At 67.4% G+C, this 26011-nt stretch carries 22 protein-coding genes and 2 tRNA genes; 15 read left to right on the forward strand and 9 right to left on the reverse strand.

What is annotated here, in order from left to right; genetic code table 11:
- The first annotated feature begins 129 nt into the window (after positions 1-129).
- Positions 130-1023 carry a LysR family transcriptional regulator gene (locus AC6LJ5_RS05590; RefSeq protein WP_498140008.1) on the forward strand — a complete coding sequence of 298 codons (894 nt, stop codon included), beginning with the start codon at positions 130-132 and terminating at the stop codon, positions 1021-1023.
- 58 nt (positions 1024-1081) lie between these two features.
- On the opposite strand, the gene AC6LJ5_RS05595 is transcribed toward AC6LJ5_RS05590, so the two are convergent.
- Positions 1082-2284, reverse strand: coding sequence for a M20 aminoacylase family protein (locus AC6LJ5_RS05595; protein WP_103272513.1), 1203 nt, complete (start codon positions 2282-2284; stop codon positions 1082-1084).
- A gap of 77 nt (positions 2285-2361) precedes the next feature.
- Here AC6LJ5_RS05595 and AC6LJ5_RS05600 point away from each other — a divergent pair, with 77 nt between their 5' ends.
- On the forward strand, positions 2362-4056 hold the full coding sequence (locus AC6LJ5_RS05600) for an AMP-binding protein (RefSeq protein WP_392410736.1): 1695 nt from the start codon (positions 2362-2364) through the stop codon (positions 4054-4056).
- A 13-nt stretch (positions 4057-4069) separates the two neighbouring features.
- On the opposite strand, the gene AC6LJ5_RS05605 is transcribed toward AC6LJ5_RS05600, so the two are convergent.
- Complete coding sequence (locus AC6LJ5_RS05605) at positions 4070-4945, reverse strand: inositol monophosphatase family protein (protein ID WP_498140009.1); 876 nt, start codon at positions 4943-4945, stop codon at positions 4070-4072.
- 167 nt (positions 4946-5112) lie between these two features.
- Here AC6LJ5_RS05605 and mnmC point away from each other — a divergent pair, with 167 nt between their 5' ends.
- The 6 genes from mnmC (at position 5113) to AC6LJ5_RS05635 (ending at position 12558) form a co-directional block, all read left to right on the forward strand.
- On the forward strand, positions 5113-6993 hold the full coding sequence (gene mnmC / locus AC6LJ5_RS05610; RefSeq protein WP_498140010.1) for a bifunctional tRNA (5-methylaminomethyl-2-thiouridine)(34)-methyltransferase MnmC2/FAD-dependent 5-carboxymethylaminomethyl-2-thiouridine(34) oxidoreductase MnmC1: 1881 nt from the start codon (positions 5113-5115) through the stop codon (positions 6991-6993).
- Between the two features lie 281 nt (positions 6994-7274).
- Positions 7275-9500, forward strand: a complete 2226-nt coding sequence (locus AC6LJ5_RS05615; protein ID WP_103272517.1) for a glycoside hydrolase family 31 protein — start codon at positions 7275-7277, stop codon at positions 9498-9500.
- A 235-nt stretch (positions 9501-9735) separates the two neighbouring features.
- Positions 9736-10824 (forward strand): methionine ABC transporter ATP-binding protein, encoded by a 1089-nt coding sequence (locus AC6LJ5_RS05620; RefSeq protein WP_103272518.1) that lies wholly within the window; start codon positions 9736-9738, stop codon positions 10822-10824.
- Positions 10781-11434, forward strand: coding sequence for a methionine ABC transporter permease (locus tag AC6LJ5_RS05625; RefSeq protein WP_103272519.1), 654 nt, complete (start codon positions 10781-10783; stop codon positions 11432-11434). Before AC6LJ5_RS05620 ends, AC6LJ5_RS05625 begins: the two co-directional genes overlap by 44 nt.
- 41 nt (positions 11435-11475) lie before the next feature.
- Positions 11476-12273: a MetQ/NlpA family ABC transporter substrate-binding protein gene (locus AC6LJ5_RS05630; protein WP_498140011.1), complete on the forward strand. Its 798-nt coding sequence runs from the start codon at positions 11476-11478 to the stop codon at positions 12271-12273.
- A 209-nt stretch (positions 12274-12482) separates the two neighbouring features.
- Positions 12483-12558: transfer RNA gene (locus tag AC6LJ5_RS05635), tRNA-Lys, on the forward strand.
- A gap of 185 nt (positions 12559-12743) precedes the next feature.
- On the opposite strand, the gene AC6LJ5_RS05640 is transcribed toward AC6LJ5_RS05635, so the two are convergent.
- From AC6LJ5_RS05640 to AC6LJ5_RS05650, 3 genes are all read right to left on the reverse strand, one after another.
- On the reverse strand, positions 12744-13034 hold the full coding sequence (locus AC6LJ5_RS05640) for an MSHA biogenesis protein MshH (protein ID WP_103272521.1): 291 nt from the start codon (positions 13032-13034) through the stop codon (positions 12744-12746).
- Positions 13035-13300: 266 nt separating this feature from the next.
- Positions 13301-13720, reverse strand: coding sequence for a hypothetical protein (locus AC6LJ5_RS05645; protein ID WP_103272522.1), 420 nt, complete (start codon positions 13718-13720; stop codon positions 13301-13303).
- Entirely contained in the window at positions 13717-14157 is a 441-nt protein-coding gene (locus AC6LJ5_RS05650; RefSeq protein WP_103272523.1) for a Fur family transcriptional regulator, read from the reverse strand. Before AC6LJ5_RS05650 ends, AC6LJ5_RS05645 begins: the two co-directional genes overlap by 4 nt.
- A 367-nt stretch (positions 14158-14524) precedes the next feature.
- On the opposite strand from AC6LJ5_RS05650, the gene AC6LJ5_RS05655 reads away from it, so the two are divergent.
- Positions 14525-15304: a helix-turn-helix transcriptional regulator gene (locus tag AC6LJ5_RS05655; protein ID WP_392410730.1), complete on the forward strand. Its 780-nt coding sequence runs from the start codon at positions 14525-14527 to the stop codon at positions 15302-15304.
- Between the two features lie 167 nt (positions 15305-15471).
- Complete coding sequence (locus AC6LJ5_RS05660; RefSeq protein WP_392410729.1) at positions 15472-15663, forward strand: hypothetical protein; 192 nt, start codon at positions 15472-15474, stop codon at positions 15661-15663.
- Positions 15664-15672: 9 nt separating this feature from the next.
- Here the strand turns inward: AC6LJ5_RS05660 and AC6LJ5_RS05665 are convergent, their stop codons facing one another.
- The gene (locus AC6LJ5_RS05665) at positions 15673-16140 is read right to left on the reverse strand and encodes a YkgJ family cysteine cluster protein (protein WP_392410728.1); all 468 of its coding nucleotides are present in this window, start codon (positions 16138-16140) and stop codon (positions 15673-15675) included.
- 291 nt (positions 16141-16431) lie between these two features.
- Between AC6LJ5_RS05665 and AC6LJ5_RS05670 the strand changes: the two genes are divergently transcribed.
- Entirely contained in the window at positions 16432-17046 is a 615-nt protein-coding gene (locus AC6LJ5_RS05670; protein ID WP_103272527.1) for a DNA-3-methyladenine glycosylase I, read from the forward strand.
- Here AC6LJ5_RS05670 and AC6LJ5_RS05675 read toward each other — a convergent pair whose 3' ends face one another.
- On the reverse strand, positions 17047-18951 hold the full coding sequence (locus AC6LJ5_RS05675; RefSeq protein WP_498140012.1) for an LTA synthase family protein: 1905 nt from the start codon (positions 18949-18951) through the stop codon (positions 17047-17049).
- Between the two features lie 329 nt (positions 18952-19280).
- Here AC6LJ5_RS05675 and AC6LJ5_RS05680 point away from each other — a divergent pair, with 329 nt between their 5' ends.
- Positions 19281-21419 (forward strand): AsmA family protein, encoded by a 2139-nt coding sequence (locus AC6LJ5_RS05680; RefSeq protein WP_498140013.1) that lies wholly within the window; start codon positions 19281-19283, stop codon positions 21417-21419.
- A gap of 19 nt (positions 21420-21438) precedes the next feature.
- Here the strand turns inward: AC6LJ5_RS05680 and AC6LJ5_RS05685 are convergent, their stop codons facing one another.
- Together AC6LJ5_RS05685 and AC6LJ5_RS05690 are read right to left on the reverse strand one after the other, a co-directional pair.
- Positions 21439-23031, reverse strand: coding sequence for a GGDEF domain-containing protein (locus tag AC6LJ5_RS05685; protein WP_498140014.1), 1593 nt, complete (start codon positions 23029-23031; stop codon positions 21439-21441).
- Positions 23032-23042: 11 nt separating this feature from the next.
- Positions 23043-23672, reverse strand: coding sequence for a TetR/AcrR family transcriptional regulator (locus AC6LJ5_RS05690; protein ID WP_498140015.1), 630 nt, complete (start codon positions 23670-23672; stop codon positions 23043-23045).
- 116 nt (positions 23673-23788) lie between these two features.
- Here AC6LJ5_RS05690 and AC6LJ5_RS05695 point away from each other — a divergent pair, with 116 nt between their 5' ends.
- The 3 genes from AC6LJ5_RS05695 (at position 23789) to ppk2 (ending at position 26001) form a co-directional block, all read left to right on the forward strand.
- The gene (locus AC6LJ5_RS05695; protein ID WP_498140016.1) at positions 23789-24535 is read left to right on the forward strand and encodes a 3-oxoacyl-ACP reductase family protein; all 747 of its coding nucleotides are present in this window, start codon (positions 23789-23791) and stop codon (positions 24533-24535) included.
- A 140-nt stretch (positions 24536-24675) separates the two neighbouring features.
- Positions 24676-24751: transfer RNA gene (locus AC6LJ5_RS05700), tRNA-Lys, on the forward strand.
- 326 nt (positions 24752-25077) lie between these two features.
- A complete protein-coding gene (gene ppk2, locus AC6LJ5_RS05705) occupies positions 25078-26001 on the forward strand; it encodes a polyphosphate kinase 2 (protein WP_498140017.1) in 924 nt (307 codons plus the stop codon).
- Positions 26002-26011 lie beyond the last annotated feature (10 nt).

Below are 26011 nucleotides of genomic sequence, written 5' to 3' on the forward strand. Positions count from 1 at the left end.
CGCTCATGGCGGGCCTTCTGGAATATCTAAATAACTGGGTGGAATATTAGATTTGCCACTATTATTTGAAAAATCTTTATTTTGAATATTTAATATCGGAAATTCTGATATTTAAGCGGCCATGCCCTTATGACCCCAGACCAGCTGCTCACCTTCGCCTGTGTGGCCGACACCGGCAACATCAGTCGCGCGGCGCAGACGCTGCACCTGTCGCAGCCGGCGGTGTCGGGCCAGTTGCGCATGCTGCAGGAGTGGTTCGGCGAGCCGCTATATCGCCGCAGCGGCCATGGCATCGCGCTGACCGAGGCCGGCGAGCGACTGGCCGAGCAGGCCCGCCAATTGCGCCAGGTGTACCGGCAGGCGCAGGCCGTGCGCGAATCCTGGCGCGGGCTGGAGACGGGCGTGCTGCGCCTGGGCGCCAGCACCACGCCGGCCAGCTACCTGCTGCCGCGACTGGTGGCCGAATTCCGGCAGGCGTTTCCGGCCGTGAGCCTGCACTTGTCGGATGGCAACACGCGCGAAATCGTCGAGCGGCTGCCCGTTCTGGACCTGGCTTTCATCGAGGGCGACGTGCCCGCCGGACTGCCGGCAGACACGGCCGTGCATGCCTGGCGCCAGGATGAAGTGGTGGCGATCGTGCGCGCCGACCATGCGTTGTCGGGCAAGGGCGCCGTGACCCTGCGCGACCTGGCCGCGTCGCCGCTGGTCATGCGCGAACCGGGTTCGGGGGTGCGGCGGCTGGTCGAGCGCGCTTTCGCCGATGCCGGCCTTACGCCGTCGGTGGGGTTGGAACTGGCGGGCGTGGAAGGGGTGAAGCAGGCGGTGCGCGCCGGATTGGGCGTGGGCTTCGTGTCGGTGATGTCGATGCGGCACGAGGACGGCGCGCTGGCCGCGTTGCGGCTGCTGCCCCGGCCGTTGACCCGCACGCTGAGCATCCTGGTGCCGCACGCGGATGCCGCGGCACGTGCCGCCGGGCGCTTCCTGGCGATGTGCATGGCGATCCGGCCGGCGGACGGCGGCTAGCCCGCCGCGCGCGGCATCAGGGGCCCGGTCCCAGCCGGGCCGCCTGACGGACCTGATTTCAGGCCTGCGGCTTGGCCAGGCGCTGCAGCGCCAGCTGGACCCAATAGGTGCCGCCCAGCGGCAGCAGTTCGTCGTTGAAGTCGTAGCTGCCGTTGTGCAGCATGCACGGCCCCAGTCCGTGGCCGTGGGCGCGATGCTCGCCCATGCCGTTGCCGATCCAGACGTAGCAGCCGGGCAGTTCCTGCAGCATGAAGGCGAAGTCCTCGGCGCCCATGGTGGGCTGGACGTGGTCGTCGACCATGTCCTCGCCGACGATGCCGCGCAGCACCTCGGCGCAGAAGGCGGCTTCGTCGGGATGGTTGATGGTGGGCGGGTAGTTGCGCTGGAACTTGAATTCCACTTCGCAGTCCATCGCCGCGCAGGTGTGGCGGGCGATCTCTTCCATACGGCGTTCGATCAGATCCAGCACGTCCAGCGTGAAGGTGCGCACCGTGCCGCGCAGCTCGGCGTGGTTGGGCACCACATTGTCGGCGCTGCCGGCGTGAATCTGGGTGATGCTCAGCACCGCGGCGTCGAGCGGGTTGCGGTTGCGCGTGATGATGGTCTGCAGCGATTGCGCCATCTGCACCGCCGCCATGACCGGGTCGATGCCCAGGTTGGGCATGCCGGCGTGCGTGCCCTTGCCCTTGATGACGATCGAGAACTCGTTGCTGGACGCCATGATGGGGCCGGGCGTCAGGCCGAACTTGCCGGGCGGCATGCCGGGCCAGTTGTGCATGCCGAACACGGCTTCCATCGGGAAGCGCGTGAACAGCCCGTCGTCGATCATGCGCTTGGCGCCGCCGCCGCCTTCCTCGGCCGGCTGGAAGATCACGTAGACCGTGCCGGCGAAATCGCGGTGCTGCGACAGGTAGCGGGCCGCGGCCAGCAGCATGGCCGTGTGGCCGTCGTGGCCGCAGGCGTGCATCTTGCCTTCGTGCTGGCTGGCGTGGGCGAAGGTGTTCGCTTCCTGCATGGGCAGCGCGTCCATGTCGGCGCGCAGGCCGACCGCGCGCTCGCCGGGGAGCTTGCCGCGGATGATGCCGACCACGCCGGTGCCGCCCAGGCCGCGATCGATCTCGATGCCCCATTCCTCAAGCTTGGCCGCGACGACGTCGGCGGTGCGGAACTCTTCAAAAGCCAGTTCGGGATGCGCGTGGATGTCGCGCCGGATGCCGGCGATATCGTTGTGCCAGGCGACGATGGGTTCGAGCAGTTTCATGGGGAAAATTCGGGGGACGAAAGGGAACTCAACAAGGGTATCATCATTCGAAAATCGAATTAATGGAGGCAAACACTATGGCTCGTCCGTGGCTCGCGCACTATCCGCAAGGTGTTCCCCAAGAGATTTCCACCGAGGGCTATGCCTCGCTGGTCGATTTGCTGGACAGGGCCTGCCAGCGCCATGCGGCCCGAACCGCCTGCACGGCGATGGGCACCGACATCAGCTACGCCCAGCTCGACGCGCATGCCCGCGCCTTCGCCGCGTGGCTGCAGTCGTTGAACCTGCCCAAGGGGTCGCGCGTCGCGCTGATGATGCCCAACGTGCCGGCCTACCTGGTGAGCATGCTGGGCGCGCTGCGGGCCGGCCATATCGTCGTCAACGTCAATCCGCTGTACACGGCCGAAGAGCTGCAGCGCCAGCTGCTGGACAGCGGCGCCTCGGTCATCGTGATCCTGGAGAACTTCGCGCGCACGCTGCAGAACGTGCGCGCTCGCGGCGAGCTCAAGCACATCGTCGTGACCGGTCCCGGCGACCTGCTGGGCGGACTCAAGGCGCCGCTGGTCAACTTCGTGGCGCGCTATATCAAGAAGATCGTGCCGGCTTGGCAGATCGACGGCGCGCGCATGCTGCCGGCGGTCCTGGCCGACGGCGCGCGGCGGCCGTTCACGCCTCCGGCGCTGTCGATGGACGACGTGGCCGTGTTGCAATACACCGGCGGCACCACCGGCGTGCCCAAGGGCGCCATGCTGTCGCATCGCAACCTGACCGCCAATGTGCTGCAGACCGAGGCCGTGGCCCAGCCCGTGATCCACGACCTGGCGGACCGCCAGCTCACCATCCTGAGCGCGCTGCCGCTGTATCACGTGTTCGCGATGACGGTTTGCGGTCTTTACGGCCTGCATGCGGGCATGCGCAACGTGCTCATCATCAATCCGCGCGACCAGCCTTCGCTGATCAATGCCTGGCGCAAGGTGCCCATCAATCTGTTCCCCGGCGTCAATACGCTGTTTAACGCGCTGGCGCACAACGAGGACTTCGCCAAGCTGGACTTTTCCGTGCTGCGGCTGACGCTGGGCGGCGGCATGGCGGTGCAGCAGGCGGTGGCCGAGCGCTGGCTGAAGATCACCGGACGGCCCCTGATCGAAGGCTACGGCCTGTCCGAGACCTCGCCGGTGGCCACGGTGAATCCCACCGACGCCACCGCCTATTCCGGGTCCATCGGCCTGCCGCTGCCGTCCACCGACGTGGCCATCCTGGACGACGCGGGCAACGAGGTGCCGCTGGGCGAGCGCGGCGAGGTCGGCATCCGCGGGCCGCAGGTCATGCTGGGCTACTGGCGCAAGCCGGAAGAGACGCGCCAGTCCATGACGGCCGACGGCTACTTCCGGACCGGCGACATCGGCATCATGGACGAGCAGGGCTACACGCGCATCGTCGATCGCAAGAAGGACATGATCGCGGTGTCCGGTTTCAAGGTCTATCCGAATGAAGTCGAGGCTGCCGTGGCCCAGCATCCGGGCGTGCTCGAGTGTGCTGCCATCGGCGTGCCGGACGAACATTCGGGCGAGGCCGTGAAGGTCTTCGTCGTGAAGAAAGATCCAACGCTGACCGAGGAGCAGGTGCAGCAGTGGTGCAAGGACAAGCTCACGGGCTACAAGCGGCCGCGCTACGTGGAGTTCCGCGATGAGCTGCCCAAGAGCAACGTGGGCAAGATCCTGCGCCGCGAGCTGCGGCCCGACGTCGAGGCGGCGGCCAGGCCCGCGGCCTGAGCCGGGCGCGGGTTCAGTCTTGCTTGTCCAGGTGCGGGGCGATCATTTCGTGCAGGGCCTGGCCGATGGCGGCGTTGCCCGCCACGACCCGGCCGCCGATCGGCCAGGAGTCGCGCTTGTGCATGTCTGAGCACATGCCGCCGGATTCGCGCACCAGCAGCGTGCCGGCGGCCACATCCCAGGGCGCCAGCCCCATTTCCCAGTAGCCGTCATAGCGGCCGCAGGCCGTCCAGGCCAGGTCCAGCGCGGCCGCGCCCATGCGGCGCACGCCGCGCGCGCGATTGATGGCGTCATGCAGCATGGGCATGTATTGCCCGGCGAAGGAAAAGTCGCGGAAAGGGAAGCCGGTGGCCAGCACCGCGTCATCCAGCGTCTGCGTGCGCGAGCACGAGATGCGCCGGCCGTTGAGCCATGCACCCAGGCCGTAGACGGCGGTGAACAGCTCTTCGCGGCAGGGGTCGTAGACCACGCCAACCACCGGCGTGTCCTCGCTCAGCGGCTGGCCGGCAGACACCGATGTGCCGGCGTGCGCGATCAATGCGATGGAAACCGCGTAGTGGGGGATGTCATGCAGGAAATTGGTGGTGCCATCCAGCGGGTCGATGTACCAGGTGGCGCTGCCTTGGGCCTGTCCGCCGGTTTCCTCGGCCACGATGCCGAATTGCGGCGTGCGCGTACGCAGCTCCTGGATAATGGCGGCTTCGGCTTCGCGGTCCGCCTGTGACACCAGATCGTTGCGCGCCTTGCGATCGATCACGAGATCGGCGCGGTGATGCGCGTAGGATTGCAGGATGGCGGCGCCGGCGTGCGCGGCGGTGACCGCCGCGTCGATCGTGGCGCACAGGTCTATGGGCGAACCCATCGAGCGGGGCTGATCGTAGGTATCCATGCGGCCAGTTTACGCCCCGCATGCGTCAGCCTTGTTGCGTCCGGCCCCAAAACCGCGCCGCGCGTGGCGCGCATCCAACGTCGGCGTCGCGTGGCCGGGCCGCGCTGGGCCGTCGCGTCGTCCGATAATTCGCGTCATTCCCGAATCTGCTTGAATCCTGGTCCCTCATGTCTTCGTCTTATGTTCCCCTGGCGCCGGCGACGGTTGCCCTCGATGCCGAAGGCCGGCTCTACAGTCCGGCCTATGGCGACGTCTACCATTCGCCGGCGGGGGCGCTGGGCCAGGCCGAGCATGTATTCCTGCGGGGCAATGGCCTGCCGGAACGCTGGCGCGGCAGGGATGCCTTCACGGTCTGCGAGACCGGGTTCGGGCTGGGCCTGAATTTCCTGGCGCTGTGGCGGGCATGGCGCGACGACCCGGCGCGCAGCGCTGCGCTGCACGTGCTGGCGGTCGAAGGCCATCCCTTCGCTCCGACGGATCTGGCTGCGCTGTTGGCGCGCCACGCGCCCGGGCCGCTGGCCGGCCTGGCGCGCGAGCTGGCGGCTCAATGGCCGCTGCCGCTGCCTGGCTTGCACCGGCTCGAATTCGACGGCGGGGCCGTCACGCTGACCTTGGCCTTTGGCGAGGCGCAAACGGTGGCGCCGCGTTTGGACGCCTGCGTGGATGCGTATTTCCTGGATGGTTTTGCGCCCGGGCGCAACCCGCGCATGTGGGAACCGGCGCTGCTGCGCGAACTGGCCGCCATGGCAGCGCCCGGCGCGACCCTGGCTACCTGGGCCTGCACCGGCGAGCTGCGTCGGGCATTGTCCGAATCCGGTTTCGACGCGCGCCGTGAAACCGGCTATGGCGGCAAGTGGCACATGACGGTCGCCACCGCCAGGGCAGAGGGCGCGCGGGCCGCGCAGGCGCGCGCCCGCATCCGGCCGCGTGGCCACGCCGTCGTGGTGGGCGCGGGCCTGGCCGGCGCCGGCATCGCGCAGGGGTTGGCGCTACGCGGTTGGCGCGTGACCGTGCTGGACGCCGCTCGTGCCGGTGGCGTGGGGGCGCATGCCGGTCACGTGGCGGCGGCGCTGACGCCGGTGGTGGCGCGTGACGACAATGCGCGCGCCCGGCTGTCGCGCGCGGGCAGCGCGCGGGCGCTGGCGCGTTGGCGCGACTTGCCCGAGGGCGCCGCGCCGCGCGTCTGCGGCACGGTGCAATTGGAGCGCGACGAAGGGCGCGCGGCGGCGCTGGCGGGCACCTTGGAAATGTTGGCGTTTCCCGCCGAGTGGGTGCGGCAGGTTGATCGCGATGAAGCCGGCGCGCTGGCCGGCATGCCGGTGGCGCGCGGCGGCGCGTATTTCGCGCAGGGCATGCTGATGCAGCCGGGCCGCCTGATCGAAACCCTGCTGGCCTTGCCCGGCGTGACGGTGCTGCCGGCGCAGGTCGCGCGCGTTCATCAGGATGACGGGCAATGGCAGGCGCTGGACGCGGCGGGCCGGGAACTGGCGCGCGCGGACACGATGATCCTGGCCAACGCGGCCGGCGCCCGCGGCGTGTTGGACGCCAGCGGACTGCTGGAGCCCTGGCTGCCGCGCGTGGCGCAGATGCACGCGCTGGCCGGCGAGGTCACGCTGCTGCCCGCCGCGGCGCTGGACGGCGGACCGCGTTGCATCATTGGCGGCGAAGGCTATCTGTTGCCCGATACCGGCGAGGGCTGCGTGGCCGGCAGCACCTATGTCCATGGCGCGGAACAGGCGCTGATCAGCGCTGAGGGGCAGCAGGTCACGTTGGGCAAGGCCGCAGGCTTGCTGGGCACCGTCGGTCCGGCCTGGAATGCGCTGACGCCCGGCAGCCTGCCCGGTTGGGCGGGGTGGCGGGCAGTTCTGCCCGGCCGCCTGCCCGCCGTGGGGGAGTTGGCCCATGCCCCGGGGCTATGGATGGCCGCGGGCTATGCCTCGCGCGGCCTGTCCTGGTCCGCGCTCATGGGAGACCTGATCGGCGCCCGCCTGATGGGCGAACCTTCGCCGCTGGAGCGGGATCTGGCCGGATTGGTGACGCCTCGATGAAGGGCGATGCAAAAGAGGGGTAATTCCTATTGTGACAGGCCGTTATTGACGGCCAGTCACGGAAATTGCGTGGATTTGCCGCAAGATGGGCCCGGTTTCATAGGGCGTGGCAGCGTTTGCGAGGTGCCCGGACGTGCCGGGCCGGGGACCGATGTCAGGCTTTTACGGCCCTTTTTTTGTATGAATTGGTCGCCCAAAAGAGGGACCGAGTTTATTTCAAAGCCCAAATCCGTCAAAATAACGACTTTTGATGGTTTTTGGCTTAAGCCGGGGGATGCTCTGTGCCGCCCAAGTTCGACTTTGCCCATACTACCCAGCTCGATACCATCGAGCTGTTGACGTCTCGCCCCAGTCGCATCGATTTCGACGCGGGCGATGGGTTGCATCTGGTAGTCGAGGCGCATGCGCCTGGGGTTTTCCGCCTGCGCTTCGGCGAGGCGAGTCTGCTCAATGATGACAAGCCGGGCGCGCGTGCGCGCGCCGTCGCGGAAATGCTGCTCGCGCGCCAGGAGGCCGTGGGCGAGTCCACGATCAGTCCGCGCGACGACGGCGACGGCTGGCGTATCGCGCAAGGAGACGTGACACTCGAGGTCCGCTCCAATCCGGTGCGCGTGGCGCTGTACCGCGGCGAGACCAAGGTCTTCGAGTCCGAGGTGTCCGCGCATACGCCCGCATTCGGCCACAATGCGCTGGATGACACCGAGGCGGCCGCCTGGACCGCCGGTTTCACGCTGGGCGCCAACGAGCGCGTCTACGGCCTGGGCGAAACCCCGGGCGACCTGAACCGGCGCGAAGAATCCGTCGTGTCCGACGATCCCGAGCACCGCGCGCTGCCCCTGGCCTGGAGCCCGCAAGGCTGGGGCGTCTATGTGAACACCATGCGCCGCGTCGAGCACGCGGTGGGCGCCGCGCCGGCGGAGTCGGCCTATGTGCTGACCGTCGACGACGCCGTGCTGGACCTGTTCCTGTTCGCCGGCGAGCCGGGCGAGATCCTGAACCAGTACACCGCGCTGACCGGCCGCGCCGGCCAGCCCGTGCTCTGGGCGATGGGCGCCTGGCTGCAGCAGGCCAGCGGCGAGATGCCCACGCAGACGGTGGCCTTGCTGGCGCGCATGCGCGAGAACCAGATTCCGGTCGACGCCGTGACGCTGGCCCAGCCGGCGGCCTGGGGCTTCCTGTCCGACAAGACCGTGTTCGAATGGGACGCCCAGCGCTTCCCGGATGCCAAGCAGATGCTGGCCCTGTTCCACAAGCACAACGTGCATGTGGCGGCCTCCGGCTTTCCGGGCGTGCTCAAGAGCAGCCCGCTGTTCGAGGAACTGGAAGACCGGGGCTGGCTGCTGTCGAAGGACGACGGCTCGGCGCAGGTGTTCGACGGTATTCCCGCGACGTCCGGCCAGCCTTACGGCCTGCTGGACCTGACCTACCGCGACATCTATAACCTCTGGGTCGAACGTCATCGCCAGCTGATCGAGGACGGGCTCGACGCGCCCGCCTGCGACGCGCAGATCGCCATTCCCGACGGCGTGAATGCGCGCAACGGCGAGACCGGCGCGGCGCTGCGCAGCATGTATCCCCTGCTGGTGCGGCGCGCGCTGTTCGATGCCGTGGCCGGCCTGAAGGTGCCGCCCGAGGGCGTGGTGCCCAGTTCCGATCTGTTCCCCGCGGCGCAGCGCCTGCCCTGGCAGACGGGCCCGCAGGCTGAAAACAGCTGGGACGGCCTGCGCCACACGTTGCGCACCGCCTTGTCGATCGGCGCCAGCGGCGTGCCCGTGCAGGTGCACGGCATCGGTTCGGCCTCGCGCGATCTGGCGGGCATGACGCCCGAGCTGTACCTGCGCTGGCTGGCCATGGGTGTGTTCTCCGCGAACTTCTCGTTCCAGGGCGTGAACGGCCTGATGCCCTGGGATTTCGGCGACGAGGTCCTGGCGCATGTCCGCACCTGGATGCAGTGGCGTTATCGCCTGGTGCCCTATGTGCTGGGCGCGATCGAGGATTCCGCGCGCACGGGCCTGCCGGTGCAGCGCTCGATGGCGCTGTCCTTCCCCAACGACGAGCATGCCCACGATTGGGATCTGCAATACCTGCTGGGCCCGGCCCTGCTGGTGGCGCCGATCACCGAGCCCGGCAAGAGCGTGCGGGTGTACCTGCCCAAGGGCGACGCCTGGTGGGACCTGAACACGGGCCATCGCTACGAAGGCGGCACCACCTGGACGCTGGAGTGCGAACTGGGCCAGTTCCCGGTGTTCGGCCGCGAAGGCCACATGCTCTGTCTCGGCCCCGCCGCCCAGCATACGGGCGAGTTCAACTCGGCCCGCATCCTGGACGAGGTCTGGATGTTCGGCATGCCGGTGCACAACCCCGTTGTCATGCGCAACAAGATCCGTGTCATGCAGATGCAGGGCTCGAGCTACATCAAGGGCCTGGAAGGCTTGCGCATCTCGCCGTCCGAGGGGCTGGAGGTCAAGCGCCGCGGCGCCGAGGTCCGTATCTCGCGGGCGCGCTGAGCGACAGGGGCTGCGGCCGGACAGGTCGGCGCCCCCGGTTTTCCGCGCAACGCAAGCCGCGCTGAACAAGGGCAGTCAGGAAGGCTTTCCTTCCCGACTGCCCTTTGCCCTTGATGCGCGGACGTCGCGCTCATGTTTGCTAGCGCTGCTGGCAAATTCTATATTTCTTGTAGTTATAAAAAATGAAAAATACGGTCGTTCTCTTTAGAAGAGAAAAGATACAGAATCGCCTGCCATGATTCACATCGAGAACCTTTCCAAGACCTACGCCACGCCGCATGGCCTGTTCCAGGCCCTGCGCGGCATCAACCTGCACATCGAGCAGGGCGAGGTCTTCGGCATCATTGGTCCCAGCGGCGCTGGCAAGAGCACGCTGGTCCAGTGCATCAATTTGCTGGAGCGGCCGAATGAGGGCTCGATCGCCATCGGCGGCCAGCCGTTGACCGGCCTGGGCGAAGCGCAGCTGCGCGCGCAGCGCCGTCGCATCGGCATGGTGTTCCAGGGGTTCAACCTGCTGTCGCGCCGTACTGTGTACGGCAACGTCGCGCTGCCGCTGGAAATCGCCGGCGTGCCCAAGAGCGAGATCCCGGCGCGCGTGGAGCGCCTGCTGGCCCTGGTCGGCCTGGAGCACCTGCGCGACCGCTATCCCAGCCAGATCAGCGGCGGCCAGAAGCAGCGCGTGGGCATCGCGCGCGCGCTGGCCAATGACCCGGACGTGCTGCTCAGCGACGAGGCCACCTCGGCGCTGGATCCCGAAACCACGCACAACATCCTGGCCTTGCTGCGCGACATCAATCGCAAGACCGGCGTGACCGTGGTCATGATCACGCACCAGATGGAAGTGGTGCGCGAGGTCTGCGACCGCGTGGCCGTGCTGTCGCAAGGCGAAGTGGTGGAGATGGGCAGCACGCGCGAAGTGTTCGCGCAGCCGCGCCACGAAGTCACCCGCGCCATGGTGTCGGCGGCCACCGCGTCCGATCTGACCGACGCTACGCTGGCCGCCGCCAAGCAGCGCATCGAGACACTGGCCGCCGCCCAGCCTGGCCAGGCCGTGCGCCTGCTGCGCCTGTCGCTGACCGGCAACGACGCCTCGGGCGCCTTCCTGTCCGATCTGTCCCGCCAGTTCTCGCTGGACGTGGGATTGGTGCAGGCCCGTGTAGAAGATATCCAGGGCGTGGCCGTGGGCACGATGTTCGTGCTGGTCCAGGGCGCGCCCGCCGCGGTCAAGGACGCCGTCGCGGCGCTGGCCGCCCGTGACATTACCGTTGAAGAAATTGCTCATGAGCCCGCAACTGATCGACCTGCTTATTACGTCGCTGCTTGACACCCTGCTGATGGTGGGCGTGGCCAGCGCCATCGCGGTGTTGATCGGCATCCCGCTCGGCGTGACGCTGACCGTCACGGCGCGTGGCGCCATGCTGGAAAACCAGCCGGTCAACCACGTGCTGGGCGCCATCATCAACGCCACGCGCTCGGTGCCCTTCGTGATCCTGATGGTCGCCATCATTCCGTTCACGCGGCTGGTGGCGCAGACCTCGATCGGCACCACCGCCGCCATCGTGCCGCTGTCGGTCGCGGCCATTCCCTTCATGGCCCGCATCGCCGAGAACGCCATGCGCGAAGTCGATCCGGGCCTGGTCACGGCGGCGCGCGCCATGGGCGCCTCGCCCATGCAGATCATCGTCAAGGTGCTGCTGCCCGAGGCGCTGCCCGGCCTGATCGCCGCCACCATCGTCACCATCGTCAGCCTGATCGGCTATTCCGCCATGGCGGGCGCGATCGGCGGCGGTGGCCTGGGCGACCTGGCTATCCGCTACGGCTACCAGCGTTTCCAGACCGAGGTCATGGCGGCGGTGGTGGTGGTGCTGATCGTGCTGGTGCAGGCCATCCAGAGCTTCGGCGACCGTCTCGTGCGCCGGCTCTCGCACCGCTGAGCCCATTCTTTCCTACTTCCGACATTCGGGATATTCGCAACATGAGCATCAAGGTTTTGAAGTCGTTGGCCGCGTTCGCCCTGGGCGCCGCCGTGTTTGCCCAGCCCGCGCTGGCGCAGGACAAGCCGCTGAAAGTCGGCGTGACCGCCGGCCCGCATGCGCAGATCTTCGAAGTGGTGAAGCAGGAAGCCGCCAAGCAGGGCCTGAACATCCAGATCATCGAGTTCTCCGACTACGTGCAGCCCAACGTGGCGCTGTCCTCGGGCGACCTGGACCTGAACAGCTACCAGCACCAGCCTTACCTGGACAACGCCAATGCCGACCGGGGCTACAAGCTGGTCAGCATCGCCAAGACCGTGATCTTCCCGATCGGCATCTACAGCAAGAAGATCAAGTCGCTGTCCGAGCTGAAGGAAGGCGCGCGCATCGGCCTGCCCAACGATCCGACCAATGGCGGCCGCGCGCTCCTGCTGCTGCAGGCCAACGGCCTGATCAAGCTGCGTCCGGAAGCCGGCCTGAAGGCGACGCCGATCGACGTGATCGAGAATCCCAGGAAGCTGCGCTTCATCGAACTGGACGCCGCCCAGCTGCCGCGCTCGCTGGACGACACCGACGCCTCGGCTGTCAACACCAACTTCGCGCTCGAAGCCGGCCTGAACCCGGCCAAGGACGCGATCGCCCAGGAGTCGCCGGACTCACCTTACGCCAACGTGCTGGTGGTGCGCGAGAAGGACAAGGACCGTCCGGAGTTTGCCAAGCTGGTGTCGGTCTATCACAGCGCCGCGGTCAAGCAGTTCATCGAGACCAAGTACAAGGGCGCCGTGGTGGCGGCCTGGTAAGTCCAGAACGGGTCTCGCGGCCGGGATTGCCTAGCCGCCGATTCGACTGCGCCCCCAAGGCACAGGCGGCAAGCCTGGTCCTGGGGGCGTTTTTCATGACTGGGCGAGAGAGTGCATCCTGGCGCTGGCCAGGCATGTTGCGCTGATCTTACGGTCGCAGGATTCTTTGACAAGATCGGGCAAATCAGCCATAATTTCTGGCTTCGGTCGGGTTGTTAGCTCAGTCGGTAGAGCAGCGGACTTTTAATCCGTTGGTCGCGAGTTCGAGTCTCGCACAACCCACCACCCCCCACCACCCCGAATTTCAGCGTATGCCGGGCTCTGTTCCTGGGCGATGCGCTGGTGAGGTTGACGATGACGCCGCTCTCTTTGAGAGCGGCGTTTTCTTTTTGGAGCGCGCTGGTCGGGGGCAAATCCAGGGGCAAATTCGAGGTAACAACCCCCGGCATGGCGGAGCCAGGTCAAGCGCTTCAGGACAACAGCCGAGGCCGCATCGCCGCCGTCAGGTCATGCAGGCTCAGCCCGCAGCTGCGCGCGCGTTCGGACAGTGCGGCGCTGTGCTCGAGCGCGCGCTGGCTCTCGGCCAGCAGTACGTCCAGCTGTTCTTCCAGCGTGGCGGCCATGGTCCAGGCGTGTTCGGCGAACTGGGAAAAGAAGCCTTCGGCGCAGGTCCTGCAGATCGCGGTACCGTTTTTCTCCAGCAGCGGAGCGCCTTGCGCAAGCGTCGATAGGCAGAAGGCACAGGCGAGGGCGCGGCTCATGCGTTGAACGGCTCGTGAAATGGGTTGTTGGTAAGTGCCCTGCGGCCAGGGCACTTACCAACAACGGCGCGGGCCGCCGACTCTTAAGGCCGGGAAGACGAGGATGACTTGCTCCTGTGCCCCAGCGCGGCTTTGCCAGGTTTTGGCAATTCCCGGGCGATTGTGCGGGTCGCACGCGCGAGACGGGCAAAAAAACGCGCCCCGAAGGACGCGTTGCAAATGCCGGGCCTGTGGCCCGGCCAGGGGGGTGGGTTGAGCCGGACGCTTCAGCTCAGGTTGAAGCCGCCCGGGCCGGCCTGGCCCAGCACTTCGCGCGCGCACTGCATGGCTTCGGTGGCACTGGCGACCGCCAGGAACGGCATGTCGAAGGCTCGCGCCATCTTCTCGGCGCGCTTGCGGATCTTCTCCAGCGCCTCGGCGTCCCGCTCCACCGCGATGAAAGCGCGGCAGCGCGCGCGCAGTCGCGGCATGTTCGTCGTCTGCCATTCCACCATCGCCTTGCGGTCTTCGTGTCCGGCTTCCTGCCGCATGTCGGGCACCACCAAGACGAAAGGCTGGGGGTTGTTCACCAGCATCTCCATTTCGCGTATCCAGCTGGCGGAATAGCCATCCGGGGCGCCGCCGTGCTTGGCGGTCACGATGGGGAAGTGGGACAGGTCGTGAAAGAAAAACTGATCTCGGTTCATTCGAATTCTCCGTGAAGGTGGGCGGCGGCGCCCTTGCGGCATCCGCAACCGCCGTAGAGCACCAGGCTGTAGGACTCCAGCGCGAAGCCGCTGCGCCTGGCGATGTCTCCGACCAGCCGCGACATCGAGGGATCGCTGGATTCCAGGATCCGGCCGCAATGCGTGCAGACCATGTGGTCGTGGTGCCCCTTGTCGTTTATTTCGTACACGGTGGTGTGCGCGTCGAGCTGCGTGCGCTTGAGCAGCCCGGCTTCCTCGAGTTGCGTGATCACCCGGTACACCGTGGCCAGGCCGATGTTGCTGCGGTCGGCGATCAGGCTGCGGTAGAGGTCCGCCGCGCTCATGTGCTCGCCCGCGTGTTGATGGAAGATGTCCAGGATCTTCAGGCGCGGATAGGTGGCCTTGATGCCTGCATCGCGCAATCGGGTGTGGTCCATGTGGGTTCTCCAGTCAGGGTAGGGCCGGCCTGATGAGAATGATGTCTATTTTCAAAATTTCCCGCTAACGGGATCCCGTCAATCAGTAGCGCAAACCTGCCAATCTCGATTGCGAGCGTATGCGGAGGGGTGGCGCGTGAATCGGGGGACAGTATCGGACCTCAAGCGAACTTCAGGTCAAGCATGTCGCAGCGGATGGACCACGCGATGTCTGCGCATGCGCAAGGCCCTGGGCCGTGCTCGCCAGGCGCCATCCGGGCGTGGGCACATGACGGCTTGCGTGGAATGCCGAGAAAATGAGAATGATGTACATTTGCATATCATCCGCAGACCGGGGCTTCATGTCCCAGCCCACGTTTTTACGATCATGTACCGCGAGGAATCCGCGCTTTTTTCCGGCAATCTCCTGCTGACCCCGCACAGCGTGCGCGGCCGGCGCGAGACCAAGGGCATATACGTGCCGCAACACCGTCACGACGAGGGCATGCTGGCGCTGGTGCACGAGGGCCTGGTGCTGGTCCAGGCGGGCAATGAGGTCTGGACGGTGATGCCGGGCAGCCTGGGCTGGATTCCGCCGGGCGTGATGCACGGCGCGCGCTGGTTCGGCGATGCCCATGGTTCTTTCCTGTTCGTGCGGCCCGACGCCTGCGCGCAGTTGCCCTCTGTCTGCCGGTCCTGGCCGTCGTCGCGGCTGATCGAGGCCGTGGTCGAGCGCATCGCCAGCGGTCCGCCCGGCATGCTGTCGGAAGCGTATCTGGCGCAGTTGTTCGAGGTGCTGCTCGAGGAGGTCCGCCTGCGCGAGCACGATCCCATGCCCTTGCCCATGCCCGAGGACCCGCGCCTGCAGGATCTGGCCAACACGCTCCTGAGCACGCCGGACGATCCTTCCGGCATCGATGACTGGGCGCAGCGCCTGAACATGTCGTCGCGCACGCTGATGCGCCGCTTCCGCCAGGAAACCGGCGTGACGCTCGGCCAGTGGCGGCAGCGGGCGCGCCTGCTGCGCGCGCTGGAGATGCTGGGCCGTGGCGGATCCGTCACCGAGGCTGCGCTGGCCGTGGGCTACGAGAGCACCAGTGCCTTCATCGGCAGCTTTCGGGCGGCGTTCGGCGTCACGCCGTCGCGTTACGTGGCTGGCCGCGACTAGCTCGCCGGCCGAGCGCGTTCCGGGGGCGTTGCCGGCGTCCGCATTTACCGTTCTTTACCCTTTTTCGACAGAATCGCCGATCTTCTGAAATGCCCGCTGTCTACGATGGCGTCAGGGTAGGACAGGCAGGTCTGGCCGTCCGCCCGCGATGCTTCAGGGGTGTACTCATGTCTGTTCAGACGATCCAGATTCTTTCCAGGGCTGGCAGCGGCGGCGTCATCGCGCGCGCCGTGCCCGCCGCGCATGCCGGCGTTCGTCCGCCTGTCGGCGTGCCTGCCTTTCCGGCCATCCTGTGCAAGATCCTCGCGTCGACGCGCAGCGCCTGGCAGCTCGACGGCGCGCCGGCCGGCAAGTCGTAGCGCTGTGGCTCAGGCGGCGGCGGGCTGGTCGGGATGCTGCGGCTGCGGGCCAAGCGGATCGTTTTCCGCGTCGGGGCGCGGCGGCACCGCCGGCAGGCCCAGGGCCAGGCGCAGGCGCTGGCAATCCGGGTTGGGCGTGCCGTCCGGCAGCCAGATATCGAACTCGCGGCAGGGCGTGGGGCGGTTTTCGTAGATGGCGCAGTGGATGCCCGGCTTGCCCAGTTCCCCGCGCAGCGAGATGCAGCGCCCGCCGCCCATTTCCGTGCCTTTCATGCAGGCGCGCAGCGGGCTGAGCTGGGTGACCAGTTCCACGGGCACCTGGCCGCCGTTCTCGCCCGCCAGCTCGCCGCAATAGAACGAGACCCGGAAGTGCGAACAGCACGCGCCACAGTCCAGGCAGGGATTGGCGGCGGGGTCGTCGCCGGCCAGGACGGCGGGCGAAACGAAAGTGATGGGCGAGGTTTCTAGCAAGGACATGGCGGAAAGTCCGTAAGCCTGTCCGGTCCCGGCGTGGACGCAAAACGGGCTTGCGTCGCGCAAGCCCGGCGGGTCGATCCGGGAGGCGCGGGATCGCCCGCGCGGGATCAGGGAAATGGATAGTAGCGGGATTTCCGTCGCGCGATCCACGATTTTTTTGTCACCGGGCGATGCCGGCGAAAGCGCGCCTGCGGACCCGGGCGGCCATGGGACAAATGCGGCGCTGCGCGCGGGGACGGGCGCCTGCCTGGGTTAGCATCTCGTTCTGCGAATGCGCCGGGAGCGCCACCAATGAGCCTCAAGACCGATTTTCCCGATGGGCTGGCCCGCTGCGGCTGGCTCGACGGCTCCGCCGATTACACGGCCTATCACGACCTGGAATGGGGCCGTCCCGTGGCCGACGACCGCGCCCTGTTCGAACAGCTGAGCCTGGAGGGTTTCCAGTCGGGCCTGAGCTGGCGGACCATCCTGAACAAGCGCGAGGCCTTTCGCCGCGGCTTTTCCGGTTTCGATCCGGCGCGCGTGGCCCGCTACGGTGAAAAAGAGATCCAGGTGCTGCTGGCCGATGCCGGCATCGTGCGCCACCGGGGCAAGATAGAAGCCGTGATCAACAACGCGGGCCGGGCGCTGGAAATGATCGAGCGCGAGGGCTCCCTGGCGGCATTCCTGTGGCGCTACGAAGCGCCGCGCAAGGCGCCGTCCAATCGCGGCGCGTCGGTGTCCGAGCAGTCGCAGGCCCTTTCCAAGGCGCTCAAGAAGCTGGGCTGGAAGTTCGTGGGGCCGACCACGGTCTATGCCTTCATGCAGTCCGTGGGCATGGTCAACGACCATGACCCCGGCTGCCATTGCCATGCCGCCTCGGAACGCGCGCGGCGGGAGTTCGCGCGTCCGGGGCAGACCGGCTGATCAGACCGGGTTCGCGGGCCCGGCCTGGCCGGGCAGGGCATAGCGGCCTTCTCGGTAGGCCCAGCTCGGCCACAGCGCGTGCGCCAGCGCCTCGCGCGCCAGCTCGGGATCCAGCGCCTCGGGCGTGTAGTCCTCGGGGGCGGTGTAGCGGTATTGCACCGGCGTCTTGCTGGGCGCCATCACCAGCAGCCGGTCTTCCTTCAGGTACCCATAAGTGTTGTCGTACTGCATGATGGCGCGGCCCGGCGTGCTGCGGGTGAGGTCGTGGCCGATCATGGGGTGCTCGGTGTCGACGCCGGTCAGCGACAGCAGGGTCGGCGCCAGGTCGATCTGGCTGATCAGGCGCTCGTCGCGCCGAGGCTCGATGCCGGCGCCCAGGATCACGGCGGGGATATGGAAGTGCCGCACCGGCACCAGGCTGGCGCCGAACACGCGCGAGTCATGGTCCGCCGCGACCAGGAATACCGTGTTTTCCCAATACGGCGAGGCCTTGGCGCGCTCGAAGAAGCGCCCCAGCGCCCAGTCGGCATAGCGCACGGTGTTCTCCACGGTGGCGGGATTGCCGTCGACCTGGATGCGGCCGGCCGGGTACTCCCAGGGCGAATGGTTGGAGACGCTGAAGGCCAGCGTGAAAGTGGGCTGGTCGCCGTCTGCGCGCAGCAGCCGGTCCAGCTGGTTGAACATGTCTTCGTCCGATGCGCCCCAGGTGCCGACGAAGGCCGGATCCACGAAATCCGCGCGGTCCACGACCTGCTTGAAACCATTGCCCAGGAAAAAGCCCTTCATGTTGTCGAAGTGCGATTCGCCGCCGTAGATGAAGCGCGAGTGATAGCCGTGCCGGCCCAGCAGGTCGGCCAGCGAGAAGAAACCGCGCTGCGAGCGCGGCAGCTTCAGCACGGCTTGCGCCGGCGTGGGCAGGAATCCGGTGACGACCGCTTCCAGCCCGCGCACCGAGCGGGTGCCGGTCGCGTAGGCGCGGGTGAAGGCCCAGGACTCGCGGGCCAGGGCGTCGAGTTCGGGCGTCAGGTTGGCGCCGCCCAGCGCCGCGCTGTACTGGGCACCCAGGCTTTCCTCCAGGATGATCACCACGTTGAGCGGACGCTTCGTCTTGCGGGTCGCGGGTTGCGCGTGCAGGCTGGGATAGTCGGCGTTGGCGGGCGGGACGGGCAGGCCCGCCTGCCTGAGCACGCGTTCATGCATCTCGGCTTCGTCCATGTTGCCGTAGACGGCCGACGCGGATTTCTCGTTCTTCATGCTGTAGACAGCATAGAAGACGTTGTAGAGCGAGTTCAGCGCCAGCGTGTTGAGCATGCCGTCGGAGCTGTAGGCCACCGAGGACGGGTTCATGGGGCGGTGGCCCAGCGTGCCGCGGATGGACAGGATCACCACGGCCAGGATCGCCAGGCTGGCCAGCGGCATCTGCCACCAGCTGAGCGGCGCGTCGGGCGCGGCCGGCCAGAACAGGCGCAGCGCGCCCCAGCCGATCAGCGCCACCAGGGCCAGGCCGCCGACCAGCGCGGCCTTGTAGCCGCGCCAGAGCATGCCGGAGACCTCGCGCGGATGCTTCAGGTATTCGACGAACAGGCGGTTGGGGCGGGAGTCGTATTCCAGAATGAAGGCGGGCGAGGCGATTTCCAGGAAGGCCAGCAGGATGAAGCTGGCCAGGTACCACACGGCCGCCGCGTCGGCGGCGAACGAAAAATGGCCGAACCAGGGCGACAGCACGGCGGGCAGGGCCGCCATGACGGCGATCTGGTGCGCGTCGATGCGCAGGCCGCCCAGCATCAGCGGCAGCAGTCCGCCGGCATTGCGCACGCGCTGCCATTGCCACGCGGCCAGGGCCAGGCGGCTGAAAGTCAGCAGCGCGAACGCCGCTGCCACGAAAATCAAGGTTGAATGCCGCATCGGGCCTCCAGGTAGTTCTGCCATCCGTTCCTCGCGGAACGGGTCCATCCGGGTCGCGTAGTCCTGTCTTTTTGTAACTCCGCGCTCCATGCGCCTTCCGGCACGCGCCGTCTGCCCGAATCAGGCGCCGCAGCAAGCGCGGCGGCGCCGGCCGGGCTGCCGCGCCGGTTACGGCGAGCCCTTGACGCGTGCCAGGCCGGAAAAATCCATACACATTCTCGGGCCGGCAAGCTTAACCCGTCCGGCGGGTCGGGCTACCCTATAGGGGACTGAACGGGGCACAGGAGCGGCGACGGCCTGCCATCGTCGCGACGCCAAGGATAATAACCATGACACGCACAAGAAAAGTAGCGATCGGGGTTTTCGCCGTGATCGGCGTGGCCATCGCGGCCCTGGTGGCCGTCGTGGCGCTGTTCGACTGGAACCGCGCCAGGCCGATGATCAACGAGCGCGTCAGCGCCGCCATCGGGCGGCCCTTCGCCATCAACGGCGACCTGAGCGTGCGCTGGGCGCGCGAGCCGGATGAGGGTGGATGGCGCGGCTGGGTGCCGTGGCCGCACGTGAGCGCGCAGGATATCTCCGTCGGCAACGCGCCCTGGGCCAAGGCGCCGGCCTTCGCCACGCTCAAGCGCGGCGAGTTCAGCCTGTCGCCGCTGCCGCTGCTGAGCCAGCGCGTGGTCATCCGGCGCATACAACTCACCGAGCCTGCCGCCGACCTGGAGCGTCTGGCCGATGGCCGGGCCAATTGGCAGTTCACCATGCCCGACACCGGCGAGCCGTCGCCGTGGGTGCTGGACATCAACGAGATCGGTTTCGACAAGGGCCAGGTCGGCTTGCGCGACGAGATCCTCAAGGCGGATCTGACGCTGCAGGTGGATCCGCTGGGCAAGCCTGTTCCTTTCGCCGACGTGGCCGGCGCGGATTTCGCGCCGCAGGCGCCGGCTGATGGCGCGCCCGCCGCCGGATCCCTCGACGTCGCCGCCAGCCCCGCCACGCGAGCGCCGTCCGGCGAGTCCGCGCCCGCGCCGCGCGACTATGTGTTCGGCTGGAAGGTCTCGGGCAAGTACAAGGACCTGCCGGTCAAGGGCGAGGGCAAGGTCGGCGGCATGCTGGCCATGCAGGATGCGAGCCAGCCGTTCCCGGTGCAGGCGGATCTGAGCGTGGGCGGCACGCGCGCGGCGGTGGTGGGCACGCTGCGCGATCCGGCCAGCCTGGCCGCGCTGGACCTGCGGCTCAAGCTGTCGGGCGGATCGATGGCGCAGCTCTATCCGCTGACCGGCGTCACGCTGCCCGACACGCCGCCTTACTCCACCGACGGCCATCTGGTGGCGCGGCTGCGGCGCCAGGGTGGCGCCGTGTTCGACTACAAGGACTTCAACGGCAAGGTCGGCAACAGCGACCTGCACGGCGACGTATCCTTCGCGCTGGGCGCGCCGCGCCCCAAGCTGACCGGCAAGCTCTCGTCCAAGCTGCTGCGCATGGCCGACCTGGGGCCGCTGATCGGCGTGCCCTCGGGCAAGGCGGCGCCGGCCCAGGACAAGGACAAGAGCGCGCCCGCCCGGCCGCCCGGCGGCAAGGTCCTGCCGACGCAGGCATTCCGCACCGATCGTTGGCGCGACATGGATGCCGACGTGGCGCTGGAAGCGGCCAGCATCATCCACGACAGCAAGCTGCCCCTGTCCGATCTCAGCGTCCACGTGGTCCTGCAGGACGGCGTGCTGACGCTGGATCCATTGAAGTTCGGCATGGCGGGCGGCAGCATGGCCGCGACGGCGCGCCTGGACGGCTCCGGAGCGCCGCTGTCCGGGCGGATCGAGGTGCATGCGCGGCGCCTGCGCCTGAAACAGCTCTTCCCGGCTTCGCCGTCCATGCAGAAGACGCTGGGCGAGCTTCATGGCGACCTGGCGCTGACGGGCTCCGGCAATTCCGTGGCGGCCCTGCTGGGCTCCGCGACCGGCGACGTGAAGATGCTGGTCAACGACGGCGTGATCAGCCGCAGCCTGATGGAGATCGCCGGCCTGAACGTGGGCAACTACGTCGTCTCCAAGCTGTTCGGCGACGACGAGGTGAAGATCAATTGCGGCGTGGCCGACCTGCAGATGAAGAGCGGCACGATGACGCCGCGCGTGTTCGTGTTCGATACCGAGAACGCGCTGATCGGCATCACGGGAACCGCCGACTTCAAGAACGAGAAACTGAACCTGGATATCACGCCAGACAGCAAGGGCTTCCGTCTCTTTTCCCTGCGATCCCCGCTATACGTGCAGGGCACGTTCGGCAAGCCGGACGTGGGCGTGAAGGCCTTGCCGCTGGCGGCGCGCGGCGCCGGCATGGTGGCGCTGGGCGTGCTACTGACGCCGGCCGCGGGCCTGCTGGCCTTGATCGGTCCCAGCGCCGACGAGGGCAATTCCTGCGGCGCGCTGCTCAAACAGGCGAAAGGCGCGTCGGCGGCCGGCAAGGGCAAGTAGCGGCGGCGGGAGTCCGTCTTCAGGGCAGGGTGCTGCGCAGGCCGCCGCGCACGAGGTCGTCGGCGGCGGCCACGGCGTTGCGGCCATGGTTCTTGGCGTAATAGAGCGCCTGGTCCGCGCGCTGGTATACCGCCTCCAGCGTGGCGCCGTGCGTGGGATAGTGCGCCACGCCGGCCGACAGCGTGATCGGATGGGCCGACAGGTCGGGATCGGGCGAGGTCGCGATTTTCAGGCGCAGCCGGTGTGCCGCGGCTACCGCGGCGGCCATGGGCACGCCCGGCAGCAGCATCACGAATTCTTCGCCGCCCGCGCGGGCCAGCGTATCGCTGGCGCGGGCGCTGTCCGCCATCTGCCTGGCCAGCCTCTGTAGCGCCCGGTCGCCAGCGGCGTGGCCATAGCGGTCATTGATGTTCTTGAAGTGATCGATGTCGATGACCACGATGGCGACCGGCGTGTCCTCGGCCTGCAGCATCGCCATGGCTTCTTCCAGGCCGCGGCGGTTGAGCAGGCCGGTCAGCGTGTCGGTGGCGCTCTTGCGGCGCAGGTCGCGCATCTTGTGGTGCATGGACGCCAGGCCCATCAGCAGTGCGCGCTTGAGCTGGGTCGCCTCGAAGTACCAGGAGCGCACGCCGCGTATGCCGTCGGCGGAATCCAGGTCCTGCATGCGCTTGGCGAAGCCGGCAAGTTCGCCCAGCGGCTTGGCGATCAGCCTGGACAGCAGCCAGAGCGACGCGATGGACAACAGCAGCAGGGGCAGGGTGTTGCGGGCGGTGGCGAGCAGCAGGTCGCTCAGGGGCTGCAGCGTGCCCGCCACCGGTCGCTGTGCGATGAGGCTCCAGCCCGTGCTCGGCACCGGCGCATAGCCGGCCAGCATCTCGCGGCCCTGAGCGTCGACGAAGCGCAATTCTCCCGTCTCGCCGCGCAGCGCGGGCGCCAGCGCCTGCAGTTCGGCCGCCGGCTTGCCCAGCATGCTGCGGTCGCGGTCATAGATCAGCGTGCCGTTGCGGTCCACGACGCGCAGGACCGAGTCGTCGCGGTGGAAGTGCTGGCCCAGCAGGCGGTCCAGCACGTTGTCCTGGTGCAGATACAGCGTGCCGGCGATATAGCCGATGTAGCGCTTGTCGGCCGAGAAGATCGGATGCGTGTAGAGAATGAGCCAGCGGCCGCTGCGGCCCTGGAACGGTTCGCTGATGGTGGGGCGCTGGGTCTGTATCGCGTCCTGCGCGGCCGTGCTGTGCATCTGCCGGCCCAGCAGGTCCGGCACGGACGCCGAGGCTGACAGCACCTTGCCCTGCGGCGACACGATGAAGCTGGAGTTGAAATGGCCGAGCTGCGTTTCCTGGCGGCGGGTTTCCTCGGCCATCAGTTCCGGATGCGCCTGCATGTCCGCCAGCATCTCGGCGCTGAACGCCAGATAGCGGCGCAGGTCGTTCAGGAAATACTCGGTGGTCGCGGCCAGCTTGGATGCATAGGCGCGGTTGTCTTCCTGCGCGTTATGCAGCAGCAGGTCGCGCTGCACGAGATAGCTGGCGTGCAGGCCGCCCGCCAGCACCAGCATGATCGACAGCAGGCTGATCCAGAGGATGAGGCGCCGCAGGTCGATGCGGATCATGGCGCCGTTCTTCAATCGGGGGCGTGGTCCGGAGGCGGGACGCCGGCCTGCGCGTCCCAGGAGCACATGGCCTGCCGCGCCACGGCCTGCAGCGTCTTGCGGCTGGCGCCGTCGCGCGCCTGGATGGACATGCCGTGCAGCACCGTGGTGTAGAACGCGGCCAGTCCTTTCAGGTCCGCGTCGTCAGGCAGTTCGCCGCCGGCCGCGCCCTGGTTCAGCCGCGCCAGGATGCGGGCCTGCATCTCGCGCCTGCCTTCACACAGGAACTCGCCGATGCCGGGCGGGCTGACCGTGCCCGCCGGCGCGCCCAGCACGATCATGCAACCGGGAGGCAGGCCGGGCGTGGTGAAACGCTCGGCCGCTGCCAGCAGCATGCCCTGCATGGCGTCGCGGGCGCTGGGCGCGTTCTGCAGCGCCTGGCGCGCGGCGCCGCCGTCGGTCTGGCGGTACAGCTCGACGGCCTCGCGGAACAGCGCTTCTTTCGAGCCGAACGCGCCATAGAGACTGGGCGAGTTGATGCCCATCGCCGCCGTGAGGTCGGTCAGCGATGCGCCTTCATATCCTTTCGACCAGAAGACCTCCATGGCCTTGCGCAAGGCCTGGTCGCGGTCGAAGTTGCGGGGGCGTCCTCGTTCTGCCATGCGTGCGATTTTAAGCTGGCGCAGTATTTTGTGTTGATCGATAAGAAAATCATTGACGCCGCCGAGGCGGGGCGGCGATGATATTTGTATTAATCACTACAAATTAAGGTGTCTCCATGCGAAATCTCCAGGGCAAAGTGGCGTTCGTGACCGGCGGCAGCCGCGGCATCGGCGCCGCCATCGTCCGGCGGCTGGCGGCTGACGGCGCGGACGTGGCCTTCACCTATGTCAGCGCATCGTCGGCCGGCAAGGCCGGCGAATTGGTCGCCGAAATCCAGGCCGGCGGCGGCAGGGCGCTGGCCATCCAGGCGGATGCGGCAGACGCGGATCAGCTGCGCCGCGCCGCCGAACGAGCGCTGGATGAGCTGGGGCCGGTCGACGTGCTGGTCAATAACGCCGGCGTGTTCATCGCCGGCGATCTGGCGCAGGCCAGCCTGGACGACTACGAGCGCACCATGGCCGTCAACGTCCGCGCGCCCTTCGTCGCCGTGCAGGCGCTGCAGCAGTCCATGCCCAACGGCGGCCGCATTATCAACATCGGCAGTTGCCTGGCCGAGCGCGCCGGCCGCGCCGGCGTGACGATCTATGCCGCCAGCAAGTCCGCCTTGCTCGGCCTGACGCGCGGGCTGGCGCGCGACCTGGGACCGCGCGGCATCACCGTCAATGTGGTGCACCCGGGGCCGATCGACACCGACATGAACCCGGCCGACGGCGAGCGCGCCGGCGACATGGTGGCGGTGCTGTCCTTGCCGCACTATGGTGAAACCCGGGACATCGCCGGTATGGTCGCCTTCCTGGCCGGCCCTGATGGGCGCTATGTCACGGGCGCGAGCCTCGCGGTGGACGGGGGATTCGCGGCCTGAGAGGAAATTTTCTTGGGAGCGACTTGCACGATTCAAAAAAGCTCTCTATAATCTTTCTTCTTCGCTACTCACACATCAGCGACAGCGAATCGCAGCAGAAACCGCAAGGGGTCTAAGTGATTGATGAGTGAGTTTGCGTCGGGCTGTTAGCTCAGTTGGTAGAGCAGCGGACTCTTAATCCGTAGGTCGAGTGTTCGAGCCACTCACAGCCCACCAGAATACCGAAGGCCGTTGACGAATCCGTCAACGGCCTTTTTGTTTTCACGGCCTACGCCAGGCTGGCGTAGCCTGCGCCACCCGTCAGCATTCCCACCTATACCCCCCCCACGTTCATTTCCATTTCAACCGTCACGGTCAACGTCGTCGGCAATGGCAACTGCGACGATGGGGGTTGCCGCTATTCCCGCTGCGGGCGTGCATGGGCGTGACAGAGGGCCGCATTGGCCCGGGACAAGCGCCTGTCATATTCATCGTCCAGAATCGGGCCGGACAGGCATGTGCCTGCAAGACAACAGCGCGCCCGGCGCGCCATGGGGGGCTACATGGATAACGCACTCGAACGCGACGGCGTGGCCGCGCTGGAGCGGCAACTGCGCCTGCAGGCGGATCTGATCGACAGCCTGGACGAAGAGCTGGAGCTGGAACTGGACGATCGCCGGCTGGACGGCGAAGACACCTCCGACGAAGACTGGCGCGCCAATCGTCAGCGCTATTTCCGTGAACTGCTGCGCCTGCAGGGCGAGCTGGTCAAGCTGCAGGACTGGGTGGTGCACTCCGGCCATCGCCTGGTCGTGCTGTTCGAGGGGCGCGATGCCGCCGGCAAGGGCGGCGTCATCAAGCGCATCACGCAGCGCCTGAATCCGCGCGTATGCCGCGTGGCCGCGCTACCGGCGCCGACCTCGCGCGAGCGTACGCAATGGTACTTCCAGCGCTATGCGGCGCATCTGCCCGCCGCGGGCGAGATCGTGCTGTTCGACCGCAGTTGGTACAACCGCGCGGGCGTGGAACGGGTCATGGGCTTTTGTAATGATGCCGAGTACGAGGAGTTCTTCCGCTCCGCGCCCGAGTTCGAGAAGATGCTGGCCCGCAGCGGCATCCAGATCATCAAGTACTGGTTCTCGGTGTCGGACAACGAACAGGAAGCCCGCTTCGAGAGCCGCATCAACGATCCGCTCAAGCAATGGAAGCTGAGCCCGATGGACCTGGAGAGCCGCCGCCGCTGGGAGGCATACACGCAGGCCAAGGAAGTCATGCTGGAGCGCACTCACATCCCTGAGTCGCCCTGGTGGATCGTGCGGGCCGACGACAAGAAAAAGGCCCGCCTGAACTGCATCACCCACCTGCTGGACCAGGTGCCCTATCTGCCGGTGGATCACCCGGAAGTGCAGTTGCCGGAGCGCGTGCATCACGAGGACTACCTGCGCCATCCCGTGCCCGAGCACATGTTCGTGCCGGACCGCTATTGAACTGGCCGGC

Source organism: Achromobacter sp. 1011791174 (assembly GCF_059760925.1).

Bases quoted from the DNA above. Each gene is read 5' to 3' on its own strand.
- AC6LJ5_RS05590 (WP_498140008.1), top strand. From the start codon at position 130: ATGACCCCAGACCAGCTGCTCACCTTCGCCTGTGTGGCCGACACCGGC.
- AC6LJ5_RS05670 (WP_103272527.1), top strand. From the start codon at position 16,432: ATGAGCCTCAAGACCGATTTTCCCGATGGGCTGGCCCGCTGCGGCTGG.
- AC6LJ5_RS05665 (WP_392410728.1), bottom strand. From the start codon at position 16,140: ATGTCCTTGCTAGAAACCTCGCCCATCACTTTCGTTTCGCCCGCCGTC.
- AC6LJ5_RS05605 (WP_498140009.1), bottom strand. From the start codon at position 4,945: ATGGATACCTACGATCAGCCCCGCTCGATGGGTTCGCCCATAGACCTG.
- AC6LJ5_RS05695 (WP_498140016.1), top strand. From the start codon at position 23,789: ATGCGAAATCTCCAGGGCAAAGTGGCGTTCGTGACCGGCGGCAGCCGC.
- ppk2 (WP_498140017.1), top strand. From the start codon at position 25,078: ATGGATAACGCACTCGAACGCGACGGCGTGGCCGCGCTGGAGCGGCAA.
- AC6LJ5_RS05630 (WP_498140011.1), top strand. From the start codon at position 11,476: ATGAGCATCAAGGTTTTGAAGTCGTTGGCCGCGTTCGCCCTGGGCGCC.
- AC6LJ5_RS05625 (WP_103272519.1), top strand. From the start codon at position 10,781: ATGAGCCCGCAACTGATCGACCTGCTTATTACGTCGCTGCTTGACACC.
- AC6LJ5_RS05675 (WP_498140012.1), bottom strand. From the start codon at position 18,951: ATGCGGCATTCAACCTTGATTTTCGTGGCAGCGGCGTTCGCGCTGCTG.
- AC6LJ5_RS05620 (WP_103272518.1), top strand. From the start codon at position 9,736: ATGATTCACATCGAGAACCTTTCCAAGACCTACGCCACGCCGCATGGC.
- AC6LJ5_RS05645 (WP_103272522.1), bottom strand. From the start codon at position 13,720: ATGAACCGAGATCAGTTTTTCTTTCACGACCTGTCCCACTTCCCCATC.
- AC6LJ5_RS05595 (WP_103272513.1), bottom strand. From the start codon at position 2,284: ATGAAACTGCTCGAACCCATCGTCGCCTGGCACAACGATATCGCCGGC.
- AC6LJ5_RS05655 (WP_392410730.1), top strand. From the start codon at position 14,525: ATGTACCGCGAGGAATCCGCGCTTTTTTCCGGCAATCTCCTGCTGACC.
- AC6LJ5_RS05600 (WP_392410736.1), top strand. From the start codon at position 2,362: ATGGCTCGTCCGTGGCTCGCGCACTATCCGCAAGGTGTTCCCCAAGAG.
- mnmC (WP_498140010.1), top strand. From the start codon at position 5,113: ATGTCTTCGTCTTATGTTCCCCTGGCGCCGGCGACGGTTGCCCTCGAT.
- AC6LJ5_RS05685 (WP_498140014.1), bottom strand. From the start codon at position 23,031: ATGATCCGCATCGACCTGCGGCGCCTCATCCTCTGGATCAGCCTGCTG.
- AC6LJ5_RS05680 (WP_498140013.1), top strand. From the start codon at position 19,281: ATGACACGCACAAGAAAAGTAGCGATCGGGGTTTTCGCCGTGATCGGC.
- AC6LJ5_RS05640 (WP_103272521.1), bottom strand. From the start codon at position 13,034: ATGAGCCGCGCCCTCGCCTGTGCCTTCTGCCTATCGACGCTTGCGCAA.
- AC6LJ5_RS05650 (WP_103272523.1), bottom strand. From the start codon at position 14,157: ATGGACCACACCCGATTGCGCGATGCAGGCATCAAGGCCACCTATCCG.
- AC6LJ5_RS05660 (WP_392410729.1), top strand. From the start codon at position 15,472: ATGTCTGTTCAGACGATCCAGATTCTTTCCAGGGCTGGCAGCGGCGGC.
- AC6LJ5_RS05690 (WP_498140015.1), bottom strand. From the start codon at position 23,672: ATGGCAGAACGAGGACGCCCCCGCAACTTCGACCGCGACCAGGCCTTG.